The following is a 14,021-nucleotide window of genomic DNA, read 5'->3' on the forward strand; positions in this document are numbered from 1 at the left end:
ATTTACTCTGCCTTTTCAGTTGCAACAATTTCACCTTGAGGGTGAGAAAGGTGGAAATCATCAAAGAAGCTGTAACGACCCGGTTTTAGTGGTGCGATTACAACGACAGAATTTGCGCCTGGTGCTAATACCTTTTCTTTACGTAGTTGTGTACTTTCAAATTCAACAGGGCTAGTGCCTGTATTACGAATTTTTATTCTAATGGGTGTTTTTGCAGGAACTTCAAGTGTTTGTGGAATAAGTTCGCCATCTTTCATTTCTAACTCAACAGTGTATTTCTCTGCTGCAAAAGCAGAGGATGTCACCATTAGCAGTAGTAATAATGTGTATTTAGAGAGAGTTTTGATCATCAGCGTTTCACTTAAAAAGAGAAAAAGGATAAATCCAAATGATTGGATTTATCCGTTATCAAGCTAATTAGTAGCTACCTTTACGGCCTGTACCGCTATAGGTGAAATCCCACGACACTTCAAAGGGTTCAAACCAAGGTGCAACGCCAGTTTCTTTATCGATATGGCGACCAAAAGCGATATCTTTGTTGTATGAAGGCGGATAAATCTTATAGGTCACGTTATATTGACCATTTCCATCCAGCTTCAGGTTTTCACCATAGTGAGGGCCATCATTGGCAACCATTGCCATAAATGTGCCTTGCTGTTTTTTCGCAGGTGCATCAGATTTTGTTACGGTGTACTCAATGGTGAGGTAGGGGATCCAATCGCCTTCAGCAAATCCATTCGGATTATCTTCTGTGGCATGAATATCTGCTTCTAAATGGATATCTGCTTTATCAGCAGCTAAGTGATTCATCGCATGATGACCTTCTTCAGTATCCATGGTAATAGGTTGGAGATAAACCCCTTGAATTTCCATACCATTTTTAAGAATAGGGTGACCTACTGGATACTCAATGGCTAATGCAGATGCAGAAAGAAATGAGAGTGCAGTGAGAGAGAGAGTATAGCGATATTTCATGTTTAACCCTTATTATTGAATGATAATTGTTATTATTCTTAATAAGGTTAACATAATTTGTATTAGAAATAGGAGATAATCTGTACGAAAAATATCGCTTAAGTTGATGGGGAAATCAGAGAAAATGGTGCTAATACTTTATTTTATAAAAGAAAAAAATTTGTTGTTCTAAAAGAAATATATGAAGAGAATTAATAACTCTAGGTAATAATATCTAATAAAATCATATAATTAAGAGTGATATATGGAAATCTTATTTATCTTAATGAGAAGATAAAACAGAAGATTTCCATACCAAGAATATTAAATTTGACTTTGAGCACTCCAAAACTGTTTGGATTGTGTCAATGCTACAGCAGAAACTTGTTCTTCATTTGGCGGTAGGAAAAATGCAGGGGTGACTTTTAGCTCTTGTGCAATATGAAAGAGCATATCAACATCAATCTTACATAGCCCATTCTCATAACGTGAAAATTGTTGCTGGCTAATACCGACTCGTTCAGCGACAACCTTCGCTGACAAGCGAAGTTGCTGGCGTTGTTTACGAATTTTATGCCCAATAATTTGAGAAATGGGATAAATCTTTGACATTAGTGACCTCATTCTTCCTATCAACCACCAATAATATCCAATAAATTGAATATCAAGTTTCCGTGATGGATCTTCAAAATATACAAGCACTCCGGCTTGAATGAGTAAAATCCATACTAATGTGTTATCGGTTAATTGGGTGAATTATTTATACCCATCATGTTATAAGATGATATTAATTTTCATTAAACTATTTTGATATCCTTCTTATTTCCAGCAGGATTGTCGAGAATTTTTTGATAAACAGTGCTATATATTGCCTAAACACCATTTTATCTGTTATTTGTGCTCGCATTTGTGATTAATAAAGAGTAAATAATGAGGCTATAACAAGAAAGATAAAGCCCTCTTTGACTGTGTTTATACTCGAAAATACCTTTTATGCCTTTTTATAATGGGTTATTTTTGAGTTTTTTTTTATATCGTCGAGATTTCCTTTCTTAAACCCGTGTTAAATTCAAACAACTATCCTCACTTTATTGAAATTTATAAAATTACATTCACATCTAATAGGCTACGGCGTTAAGATTGTTAACTATAATACTTAGGCAAGATTATAAGTGTTGCAGGGTAATTATCTATTTATCGTCAAGGTCGAGATTATGAATGTAAAAGATATCATTCGTCATGAACCATTTGGAACATTGTTAGGCTATGCGCCTGGTGGTGTCGCAATTTACTCTTCAGATTACAGCAGTATTGATAAAGAAGACTATGCCGCTAATGATTCATTCCGCAGTTATATTGGTAATGAATATATGGGGCACAAGTGGCAGTGTGTTGAGTTCGCTCGCCGTTTTCTCTATTTGCATTATGGGGCTGTATTTACTGATGTGGGAATGGCTTATGAGATCTTTTCACTGCGTTTTTTACGTAAAACCATAGATGACGATATATTGCCATTACAAGCCTTTGCAAATGGTAGCAAACAACCCCCTGCTGTGGGTGCTTTACTGATTTGGCAAGAAGGTGGTGAGTTCAAAGTAACTGGGCATGTCGCTGTTATTACTGAAGTACTTGAAGATAAGATCCGTATTGCAGAACAAAATGTTATCCACACTCGATTGCCAGCAGGGCAACAATGGACAAGGGAATTGCCTCTTAAAGTGACGGATAACGGCTACTTTATTCAAGATACTTTTGATAATACAACGCTATTAGGTTGGATGATCCAAACAGAGCCTAATGTTTATAGTCTTCCTCAACCTAAAATTGTGCCAGAACTGTTAAATATCCATGCCGAACAGCTTGATAATAAAGGTCAATTAGATGGCAAGTGGTTAGATGAAAACTCGCCTCTAGAAAAAGCCTATGTCCTTGCACAACACGGCCATATTATTAATCAAGATAGCTATGAATATTTCACCATCTCAGAAAGTGCAGAGCAGGAGCTTATTCGCGCAAGTAATGAAATGCATTTGATGTATCTACATGCAACCGAAAAAGTGTTAAAAGACGATAAATTACTGCGTTTATTCGATATCCCTGAAGTGTTGTGGCCTCGTATCCGTTTATCATGGCAAAACAGACGTCATCAAATGATCACGGGACGATTAGATTTTTGCATGGATGAGCGCGGTGTCAAAGTTTATGAATATAATGCTGACTCTGCCTCTTGCCATACAGAAGCAGGTTTAATTATCGAAAAATGGGCACAGAAAGGTGGAGTTAAAGAGGGTTTTAACCCTGGTGAACGCTTGCTTGATGCATTAGCCGATGCGTGGAAACACAGTGATGCGAAACCTTTTGTACATATTCTTCAAGATGATGATAGTGAAGAAGATTATCATGCTCTGTTTATGCAACAATCGCTGACTCAAGCGGGTTATAACAGTAAAATTCTGCGTGGATTAGATGAGCTTCATTGGAATAGTCGTGGTCAATTAATTGATGCAGACAAACGTGTCGTTGAATGTGTCTGGAAAACATGGGCTTGGGAAACGGCGTTAGACCAATTAAGAGAAGAGAGTGAACAACAAGCACTGATCCCTATTCGTACAGGGCATCCTGAAGATGAAGTACGTTTAGTTGATGTACTTTTACGTCCTGAAATTACAGTTTTTGAGCCTCTTTGGACATTAATTCCTAGTAATAAAGCCATTTTACCGGTTTTATGGCAATTGTTCCCTGATAACCCTTATTTATTAGATACTGATTTTACGGTGACGCCTCGTCTTGCAAAAAGTGGTTATGCCATTAAACCTATTGCTGGGCGTTGTGGTAGTAACATTGGCTTGGTTGATCATAAAGAGAATGTGTTGGACGAAACTCAAGGCCAATTTGAACACCAAGAAAATATTTACCAAGAACTATGGTGCTTACCAAAAGTGGCAAATCGTTATATCCAAGTTTGCACCTTTACTGTTGGAGGGCATTATGGTGGTTGTTGTTTACGTTCAGACCCAACTCTGGTGATTAAAAAAGAGAGTGATATTGAGCCTTTAATAGTGGTTGAAGATAAACACTTTTTAGCTAAATAAGATCATAGACGTTAAGAATCAAGAAATAATAGACCCGCCTAATTGGCGGGTTTATTGTAAAAATAACGAGATCCTTAGTGAAAAATAGAATGATACAAAAATTTGAAACGCTTAGTGAGTTATTAGCATTGCTTTCAACACTTGAATCTAATGAGTGGATTTATACGGAAATTGCAACTTGGGATCGTGAGCCCTGCATATTCTGCAATAGCAATAATTTGTTGTGTTGAAAAAGTCATCTCTTTCATCGGATTTTCCTTAAAAAATTACATACTTTCCTTGATTTGTTTTTTCAGCCATTGAATGAAAAGTTGTACTTTAGCATTATTTTTTTCATTTCGAGTGACAAGGTAATAACGCTGAGCACAAAAAAGTTCACTATTATCAAAAGGAATAATTAATTCTTTATTAGCCAGTTGTTTTTGCACTAGACGTTTTCTTCCCATTGCCACCCCTGAATGGTTAACAGCAGCGATAACAGCAAGATCAGAACGGTCAAAACAGATATTGCTGCGATTAGGAAAAAGTGAAAGCCCCATATATTCACTCCAAGCTCGCCATTCGTCAAAATCAGAGTTATTACTCCACGCTTGTCTATCATGTAGCAAAGTGCAATTAGAAAGATGATGAATATTTCCGACAAGCTCATGCCTTTTTGCGTATTCGGGACTGCATACAGGAATAATAGATTCTGAAATTAAATCTTCGCAATAAAGGTTTTGTAGTTGCTTATCATCGAAATAGATTGCGAGATCAATACCATAACCTCGAAAGTTAATATCATCATTTCCTGTAAGTAGATTTAATTCAATGGATGGATACCGTTCAGTAAAATCTGAAATACGAGGGACTAACCAACATTGAGCAATAGAAGGGCGAGAATAAACAGTGAGAACACCAGAGACTTCTTGATTATGAATATCCAAAATCTCTTGGTTAATATCTTCTAGTGTTTTTTTAAGTGCCCAATAAATACGCTCTCCTTCTTCTGTTAACTCAATTCGGCGATGAAAGCGATTAAATAGCTTAATGCCTAGCTCTTCTTCCAATGTATTAATACGGTGGCTAATGGCGCTGGGGGTTAATGATAGCTCTTCTGCCGCTAAAGCGAATGAAAGATGACGACCTGTTGCTTCAAAAGTGTGAAGTCTTGCTAATTGATAACTGGATAATCGTTTATTTCTTAAAATCACGTTAGAAGATTCAAACATTCTTTTATTCTCGTTTCGTTGTTAATAGTAACGTAAGTTAACAATCAAGCTAATGTTAAGATGAAATACCATGCCACCACTCGTCATAATGTGATTATTTGTGCTTTTGATCACTTATTTGAGTTAATTGAGTTCATCTTAGTGTAAGTTTTCATCATTTGTAAGTACCGAATGATTAATATTCAATATGATTAACAATAAATAAAATATTTGGGATGGATATATGGATTCAACGTTATGGGTGCTAGGTACTCTTATAATGAGTATCTTGCTCATTGTTTTTACTATAATAAAACTTAAGTTTCATCCGTTTTTAGCCTTACTATTGGCAAGCTTCTTTGTGGGTACTGCAATGAAGATGAATCCTTTAGAAATGGTAAATGCGATTGAAAATGGTATTGGTGGTACGTTAGGATTTTTAGCGGCAATTATCGGTTTAGGCACTATTCTTGGTAAGATGATGGAAATATCAGGTGCTGCAGAACGGATTGGTATTACATTACAAAAGTGCCGTTGGTTATCTCCAGACGTTATTATGGTATTGGTTGGTCTTATTTGTGGTATTACACTCTTTGTTGAAGTGGGTGTGGTATTACTTATTCCTCTTGCTTTCTCAATTGCGAAAAAAACAAATACATCATTATTAAAATTAGCTATCCCATTATGTACAGCATTAATGGCTGTTCACTGTATTGTTCCTCCTCATCCAGCTGCTCTATTCGTAACAAATGAATTAGGGGCAGATATGGGAACCGTTATTGTTGCAGGTCTTGCGGTAGGCTTAGTTGCATCTTTAGTCGGTGGTCCTCTATTCTTAAAAATGTTAGGCGAGCGCTTACCATTTAAAACCGTACCTGAAGAATTTTCTGATATGGAAATTCGTGAAGAAAAAGATTTACCTTCATTAGGTGCGACTCTGTTTACTGTCTTATTACCTATTGTTTTGATGCTGATAAAAACAGCAGCAGAATTAAATATGACTAAAGGTACATCGGTTTATACCGCGTTACAGTTTATTGGTAACCCAATTACTGCGATGTTTATTGCTGCCTTTGTTGCTTATTATGTGTTAGGTATTCGCCGTAATATGGGAATGAATACTTTATTAAAGAAAACAGAAGATAGCTTTAGCTCTATTGCCAACATCTTATTAATTATTGGTGCGGGTGGTGCTTTTAACGGCATTTTAAAAGGTAGTGGTTTAAGTGAATCTTTAGCGTTAATTCTTTCTAACTTGGATATGCATCCAATTTTATTGGCTTGGTTAGTCGCCATTATCCTTCATGCAGCTGTTGGTTCTGCAACTGTTGCAATGATGGGAGCTACTGCAATTGTTGCACCATTAATGCCTTTATACCCAGACATTAGCCCTGAAATTATTACATTAGCAATTGGTTCAGGTGCTATTGGTTGTACCATCGTCACAGACTCACTGTTTTGGTTAGTGAAGCAGTATTGTAATGCAACTTTAAGTGAAACTTTTCGTTTTTACAGTGTCGCGACCTTTATTGCCTCCTTTGTCGCATTAGGCGGTACATTTATGCTTTCTTTTGTCATATAAAAGAGAACGACTATGAACCATATAGATATAAATAAATTAAAAAGTAATTTTCCACTAGTTAATGACTTAGTGGACTTAAAAGAAGTGGTTTGGTTTAACCCAAAAGTGACCACCACTGACCAGGGACTTCCATATGTTGGTTTAACGCAAGATGACGTAATTGACGCACAAGCACGGTTACAACGTTTTGCACCTTATTTAGCTAAAGCATTTCCAGAAACAGCGGTTACTAAAGGGATCATCGAATCAGAAGTGGTTGATATTCCTAAGATGAAAGTTGCTCTTGAAAAGCGTTATAACACCTCCATTAGCGGTCAATTGCGTTTGAAAAAGGACAGTCATCTGCCTATTTCAGGTTCAATTAAAGCTCGTGGTGGAATTTATGAAGTACTGACTCATGCTGAGAAATTGGCAATCAATGCGGGATTATTAAGTACAGATGATAATTATGAAAAATTATTTTCTGATAAATTCCGTGAGTTCTTTAGCCAATATAGTATCGCGGTAGGTTCAACAGGCAACTTAGGTATGTCTATTGGGATCATGAGTGCGAAATTAGGTTTTAGTGTGAGTGTTCATATGTCTGCTGATGCACGTCAGTGGAAGAAAGATAAATTACGCTCCCATGGCGTGAATGTTGTTGAATATGAACAAGATTACAGCATCGCGGTAGAAGAAGGTCGTAAAGAGGCAGAGAAAGATCCTAACTGTTTCTTCATCGATGACGAAAACTCAAAAACATTATTCTTGGGTTATGCGGTAGCGGGATTACGTTTAAAACGCCAATTTGAAGAACAAGGTGTTCGTGTTGATAGTGAACATCCTCTGTTTGTTTATCTGCCTTGTGGTGTTGGTGGTGGTCCTGGTGGCGTTGCTTTTGGGCTGAAATTGGCATTTGGTGATGCAGTACACTGTTTATTTGCAGAGCCAACGCACTCACCTTGTATGTTATTGGGCGTTTATACCCAATTACATGAAGGCATCTCAGTACAAGAGATTGGTATCGATAACGTCACTGCCGCTGATGGTCTTGCTGTTGGTCGTGCATCAGGCTTCGTAGGTCGCGCAATGGAGCGCTTAATTGATGGTTATTACACTATTGATGACCAAGAGCTTTATGACTTACTCAGTTTATTAAATAAAGAAGAAGGGATTAAGTTAGAACCTTCGGCTTTAGCGGGAATGGCTGGTGCTATACATGTCACTCAAGCTAAAGATTATCTGCAAGGCTTATCACTGGACAGTCAAAAAATGCAAAATGCGACGCATTTAGTGTGGGCGACGGGGGGGGGTATGGTTCCTGTGGATGAAATGCAAAAATATCTCGCTCAAGGAAAATAGAGTGTAGAACGGGTGCTATCAGTTTTTGTTCTGATAGCATCTTAAAAAATAAAGGGAGTAGTACAAGTATCTCCAATCATTATCTAAAACAATAATAGCGTAGCAATGTGTTACACCAAGTGTTACATCAAACATTCACACCAGGATGTCACACCAGGGGAAAATGTCGTAGTATTATTATAAAAAAGAGGCACCCATTGGGTGCCTCGCTTACTTTTATCCTATTCAACATTATGTTTATTCTAAAATAAACATGCCATAAGGATGGATTTGTAGATAGTAGCTATCGCCTACATTAGGTTGAAGCTGTGTGGCATTGACTTGTAATAGCAAGGTTTGATTTTGCCATTCCACTGTCACTTCATATTGAGGCCCCATATAAGCGACATGGACAATTTTGCATTGCTGACAAGCATCGCCTTGCTGAGATAAGGTGATAGCTTCTGGTCTAACGCCCACTCTCACTTCTGTTTTAGTCGTATTAAACGTATCTGGTTTTGGTAAACGATATTGGAAAATATCAACATAATCAGCGCCCAATGTTGCTGGGAATAAGTTGGCATCTCCCATAAAGCTTGCCATAAATTCAGAAGCCGGTTGGCGATAAAGAGTTTGTGGTGAGCCTAGTTGCATTATCTTGCCTTTATTCATCACCAATACCATATCAGAAACCGCAAATGCTTCACTTTGGTCATGGGTTACGTAAAGAGAGGTGATATTAAACTGTTGTTGTAATTCACGAATTTTCTCTCTCATGCTACGACGTAAGTTCGCATCAAGGTTACTCAGTGGTTCATCAAAAAGCAGTACTTTAGGCTTTAAAATTAACGCACGCGCTAAGGCGACACGTTGTTGTTGTCCACCCGATATTTGGTCAACAAAGCGGTCTTCAAAACCAGCTAAATCCACCAGCTCTAAGGCTTCAGAAACACGTTGTTTAATTTCAGCTTTAGGACGTCCTAGCATTTTTAAGCCATAGCCAATGTTTTCCCCCAAAGACATATGCGGGAAAAGGGCGTAAGACTGAAACACCATACAAATATCACGTTGCTGGATTGAGCGGTCAGTAACATCCTCACCATCAATAAAAATCTTACCTTCTGTCGGTTTTTCTAACCCTGCAACTAAACGTAACACCGTTGTTTTACCACAACCTGAAGGCCCCAATAATGAAACCATTTTGCCTTGTGGAATAGACAAACTGAGATCTTCAATTACCGTGTTAGAGCCAAAACGCTTAATTACATTTTTCAGTTCAACGAAATGTTGTTGTGTCATGATTTATACTCCGTATTACTGTGCATTTTTGGCTTTAGAGCGTGAAACACGGGCTTCGCCAATCAAATAGTCAAATAAGAAAATAATTGCCAACATCACAACGATTAAAATCGAGCCGTAGGCAATTGCGACGCCGTATTCACCATCTTCAACGCGGTTTAAAATATAAGCGGTGGCAACGCGTGTATCTGGTGTAACAAGGAAAACGATGGCACTGACAGTAGTAATGGCACGCACAAAGCTATAAATCAGCGCAGATAAAATAGCAGGGCGTAATAACGGTAATAGCACATAGAAAATAGTTCTCATTGAATTCGCTCTTAAACTGAGAGAGGCTTCATCCAGCGATTTATCAATTTGTCCTAATCCCGCAATACCTGCACGTATCCCTACTGGTACGTTACGCATTGTCATAGAGATAATGACAATGGCGGCTGTTCCCGTTAAATAGAAAGGCGAGTCGTTAAATGCAAGAATATAAGAGACACCTGCAACGGTTCCTGGTACAGCGAAACAAAGCATTGTCGTGAACTCGATACTTTTCTTACCTTTAAAGTCTTGGCGCACCACAATATAGGCAATTAATAGTCCGAGAATGGCTGTAATCGGTGCTGCAATACCTGCATATAACAAGGTATCTAACAGCGAAGGCCATGCACCGTCACTCATTCCTTGACCAAATAGTTTGATAAAGTTGTCGAGTGTTAAGGTGTAATCAACCCCCCAGTTAACAGTGAAACTGCCATAGAAAATACTGCCATAGAGCAAGATATTAAACACAACCCAAATACCTAGAACGGTAGTCACAAATGCAATTAGTGAAGATGGAAGAGGTTGAACATCACCGCGATAGGATTTACCTGATACCGTGACGTAAGAGCGTTTACCAATCCACATATACTGCACACAGAACACTAATAGTGAGAAAACTAGCAGTGACGCACCTAATGTACTGGCTGATTGATAATCTAGCTGAGAGCCTGTGATATAGAAGTAAATTTGTGTAGCGATAACGTCAAAGTTGCCCCCTAAAACCAGAGGGTTACTAAAGTCGGCCAGAGATTGCACAATCACAATTAAAAACGCATTGGCTAACGCGGGCTTAAGTAACGGCATAAAAACATTAAAGAAGGTTTGATAGCGATTAGCTCTTAAGGTGTAAGACGCTTCTTCCAATGAAGGATGAATGGTTTTTATCGCACCATCTAAAATCATAAATGACATTGGAGTAAAGGCGAGCACTTGAGCTAACCAAATTCCTGTAAAACCATATAACCAGTTGGTATTTTCCAGTCCTGCATACGTGGCGAGAAACTCTGTTACATAGCCAGAGCGACCCATCATTAATGTTACCCCTAAACCGACGACAAAAGGTGGCGTAACAATAGGTAAGATAGAAAATACACGGCCAATAATGGCAGAGCGTACCGCAATACGAGACGTATAAATTGCCAGAATTAAACCAAAGAAGGTACAACCGATACCCACTGCAATAGAAAGCGCAATAGAGTTGAGCATCACTTGCACAATATGCGCTTGGCTTAAAATAGCGATAAATTCAAAAGGCGCAAAATTGCCCGCGCTATCTTTAAACATCGGAATAAAAATAGCGATACTTGGAAAGATGATAAAGGCACCAATCAGCGCAACAACGGCGATTAAAGAGCCAATAACAAAGCTGTCACCGCCCAGCCATTCAAGGCGTGTTAAGGCGGTTTTCATGATCATTCCCAAAGAAATAAAGAGGATGATCGCAGAATAACCTAAGCCACGCCCTTCAAGAGTTGCACTAACGATTGCAATGAATGCACAAAATAGCGCAAAACCAGCATCAAAATAGTGGCGAGAACGATTTTCACGCTTAGGAGCAGTTAATGGGCGAAATAACAGTAAACTAGGTAATAAAAACCAGAGCCAACTGATATTGACGCTACTCCAGCCGTAAGAGGTGAGTAATTCATCTGCTGTAGAATCTAAAAGACCGTAATCAAGGCTCCATGACGGCAGTAACGCAAAAGCCATCCATGCAATTAGGATCCATAAAAATATGGGATCCCGCCTCTTTTTTTCAGGTAAAGCGAGTGTGTGAGACATAAATCCCCCGAGAGTAAATGTATTTATTATTATGAGAAAAAGAGAGCGAGAGGTTATCTCGCTCTATTAATGAGCTATTTACCCATTTTTACTTCGGTAACCCACTTATTAATCAGCTCTTTACGCACTTCACTATCGCCATATTTATCCATGTCGTAGTTAATGAGTTTTAAGTCTGATAATTTCAGTGCCATTGGTGAAGATTCAGCCGAGGTATTAGTGAGAATTTGGTAAGATTTACCTTCTTTCCAGCTAATTTCCTGCGCTTCTTTTGAGAGTGTCCAATCTACGAATAATTTTGCGTTATCCATATTGCGGGCATTTTTAATGATACTCACACCACCGATTTCATAGCCTGTACCTTCACAAGGTGAAATCAATTCAAGTGGAGCGCCATTTTCAACTTCTAATGAGTAGTCATGTAAGAAACCAATACCAATGGTGGCTTCACCACGCGCTGCATTTCGTGCCGGAGCAATACCTGATTTGGTATATTGAGAAATATTTGTATTGATTTTCTTCAGGTAATCAAAGGCTTGTTCGGTTCCCCACAATTGGTCAAAGGTTGCTAGTGCAGTGTAAGCTGTACCTGAGCTTTGTGGATCAGCGATTTGAATTTCACCTTTATATTCAGGTTTAATTAAATCTTTCCAGCAAGTTGGGATCGCGATGCCTTTTTCTTTTAGGCGATCTTTATTAACGCCAAAGCCTAAAATGCCGACATAAACCGCAGAAGAGTAGTTACCTTTGCGTTTAGCCGGATCACGGAATTGTGGCATGATTTGATCGAGATTAGGAGAAACATAAGGCTCTAGCAGATCCATTTCACCAGCTTGTGAGTGAGGGTCCATCGTTCCACCATACCAAACGTCAGCTTGTGGATTGCGTTTTTCAGCTTCAATTTTAGCTAAAGTACTTCCTGAACCATTACGAACGAAGGTTGTTTTAACATCATACTTTTCGGCAAAGGCTTTTGTTTCAGCTTCACACATGGCATTTGTCGCACTACAGTAAACCACTAAGCGACCAGCCGCATTTGTTGATAAGCTAACCGCAGAAAGAGCCAGACCAGCCGCAACGAGAGTAGAGAGGGTTTTCAATTTCATGTTCAGAACCTTTTAAATGTGTCGTCATCGGAAAATGAAAGTGGGCCAACTAAATGCTCTTGTTTGCTAACATCAGCAATCAACAACGGCATTAGTAAGAGTCCCATTAAGGCCGCAGCACTGGTTAATAATGCAAACATCCCAGTCCAACCATAATGCGCCATGACCTGACTTAATGGCCAACCTGCCATTGCTGCCCCTAAATAGGCAAACAATCCCAAGTAGCCAGTTACCGTGCCTGCTGCGTTTTTATGGCAATATTCTGTTGCAGCAAGCCCGATTAACATCTGTGGTCCGAACACAAAAAAACCGATACTAAAAAAACAGGCTGCGAGCAAAGCATAATGATGAATTGGAATTAACCAAAGTGCTGTTACTGCGGTAAAAAGTCCAAGTGAAAACAGCAATATCATTGGTGCTCGTTGGCCACGGAATAATAAATCCGAGCCCCAGCCTGAACATAACGCACCGAGTAAGCCACCCACTTCAAATAAAGAGAGAATGGCATTAGCACTCAATAAGTTGGCGCCATGTGTTTCTGATAACCAGATATTTCCCCAATCGTTAATCGCCATACGTATGAGATAAACCAAAATATAGGAAAAACCCAGTAACCAAATCATTCGGTTAAATAAAATGCTCTCTTTCAAAATAGTTAGCATAGGTTTAGGAGGTGATGCCTGCTCTTGACGTAATTCAAAAACATCGCGTCGCCACACGCCCACAGTAGGAAGCCCTTCCTCTGCAGGAGTACCTTTTAATCGTACACACAACCACAACCCGATGATGATACCGATAATACCGGGAACAAGCAGTGCGACTTGCCAACTATAATGCGTCGCTAGCCACGCAGTTAAAATGGGAAGACTCATCCCGCCAAGGTTGATTGAGATATTCCATAATCCCCACCAGAAACCGCGTTCATTGCGTGAATACCAGTGTGTTAACAACCTTGCACAAGGAGGCCATCCAAAGCCTTGAAAGAAACCATTTAGTGCCCAGACCAAAAGTAGCGCGGGAAATGAAAGGCAATAGGCAAAAATAATATTCATAATGCCTGTCATGACTAATCCCACACCCATAAACCAGCGATATCCCCATTTATCATGGAAAATACCGGAAACAAATTTAGATAAACCGTAAGTAAGATAAAAAAGGCTGGCTATCCAACCGATATCCCCTTTATCTAAATTCAATTCAACCTGCATAACGGGCATTACAAAGTTGACGCTTTTACGTGTGAGATAGAAAGTGGCATAACCGATAATCATCGACAGCATTAAATTTTTGCGCCAAAAGTTATAGGTCTTATTAATTGATGCCGAATTTTTACCTGACATAACATCCTCTTTGATGTTGCAAATGTAAAAAAAATGTCGCTAAA

Annotated in this window: 11 protein-coding genes; 3 read left to right on the forward strand and 8 right to left on the reverse strand. The window is 38.8% G+C overall.

Annotated elements, in window-relative coordinates; all coding sequences use genetic code 11:
- Window positions 1–2: 2 nt before the first annotated feature.
- The 3 genes from GTH25_RS03665 to GTH25_RS03675 all read right to left on the reverse strand — a co-directional run bounded on the left by GTH25_RS03665 (window position 3) and on the right by GTH25_RS03675 (window position 1,566).
- Complete coding sequence (locus GTH25_RS03665; protein WP_075673478.1) at window positions 3–350, reverse strand: cupredoxin domain-containing protein; 348 nt, start codon at window positions 348–350, stop codon at window positions 3–5.
- Window positions 351–417: 67 nt separating this feature from the next.
- Window positions 418–975, reverse strand: coding sequence for an iron transporter (locus GTH25_RS03670; RefSeq protein WP_099659941.1), 558 nt, complete (start codon window positions 973–975; stop codon window positions 418–420).
- A 303-nt stretch (window positions 976–1,278) separates the two neighbouring features.
- Entirely contained in the window at window positions 1,279–1,566 is a 288-nt protein-coding gene (locus tag GTH25_RS03675; protein ID WP_072063612.1) for a helix-turn-helix domain-containing protein, read from the reverse strand.
- Window positions 1,567–2,168: 602 nt separating this feature from the next.
- On the opposite strand from GTH25_RS03675, the gene gss reads away from it, so the two are divergent.
- Window positions 2,169–4,046: a bifunctional glutathionylspermidine amidase/synthase gene (gene gss, locus GTH25_RS03680; RefSeq protein WP_099659940.1), complete on the forward strand. Its 1,878-nt coding sequence runs from the start codon at window positions 2,169–2,171 to the stop codon at window positions 4,044–4,046.
- A 266-nt stretch (window positions 4,047–4,312) separates the two neighbouring features.
- Here the strand turns inward: gss and dsdC are convergent, their stop codons facing one another.
- Window positions 4,313–5,257, reverse strand: a complete 945-nt coding sequence (dsdC, locus tag GTH25_RS03685; protein WP_075673475.1) for a DNA-binding transcriptional regulator DsdC — start codon at window positions 5,255–5,257, stop codon at window positions 4,313–4,315.
- 223 nt (window positions 5,258–5,480) lie between these two features.
- On the opposite strand from dsdC, the gene dsdX reads away from it, so the two are divergent.
- Together dsdX and GTH25_RS03695 are read left to right on the forward strand one after the other, a co-directional pair.
- Complete coding sequence (gene dsdX / locus GTH25_RS03690) at window positions 5,481–6,818, forward strand: D-serine transporter DsdX (protein ID WP_075673474.1); 1,338 nt, start codon at window positions 5,481–5,483, stop codon at window positions 6,816–6,818.
- Window positions 6,819–6,830: 12 nt separating this feature from the next.
- Window positions 6,831–8,159, forward strand: a complete 1,329-nt coding sequence (locus tag GTH25_RS03695; protein ID WP_075673473.1) for a D-serine ammonia-lyase — start codon at window positions 6,831–6,833, stop codon at window positions 8,157–8,159.
- A gap of 237 nt (window positions 8,160–8,396) precedes the next feature.
- On the opposite strand, the gene fbpC is transcribed toward GTH25_RS03695, so the two are convergent.
- From fbpC to uhpC, 4 genes are all read right to left on the reverse strand, one after another.
- Window positions 8,397–9,437, reverse strand: coding sequence for a ferric ABC transporter ATP-binding protein (gene fbpC / locus GTH25_RS03700; protein WP_075673470.1), 1,041 nt, complete (start codon window positions 9,435–9,437; stop codon window positions 8,397–8,399).
- Window positions 9,438–9,452: 15 nt separating this feature from the next.
- Entirely contained in the window at window positions 9,453–11,531 is a 2,079-nt protein-coding gene (locus tag GTH25_RS03705; RefSeq protein WP_099659937.1) for an ABC transporter permease, read from the reverse strand.
- Between the two features lie 74 nt (window positions 11,532–11,605).
- Window positions 11,606–12,637, reverse strand: a complete 1,032-nt coding sequence (locus tag GTH25_RS03710) for an ABC transporter substrate-binding protein (protein WP_164530335.1) — start codon at window positions 12,635–12,637, stop codon at window positions 11,606–11,608.
- Window positions 12,638–12,639: 2 nt separating this feature from the next.
- The gene (gene uhpC / locus GTH25_RS03715; RefSeq protein WP_075673468.1) at window positions 12,640–13,977 is read right to left on the reverse strand and encodes an MFS transporter family glucose-6-phosphate receptor UhpC; all 1,338 of its coding nucleotides are present in this window, start codon (window positions 13,975–13,977) and stop codon (window positions 12,640–12,642) included.
- Between the last annotated feature and the right edge of the window lie 44 nt (window positions 13,978–14,021).

The organism is Proteus terrae subsp. cibarius (assembly GCF_011045835.1).
Lineage (GTDB): Bacteria > Pseudomonadota > Gammaproteobacteria > Enterobacterales > Enterobacteriaceae > Proteus > Proteus cibarius.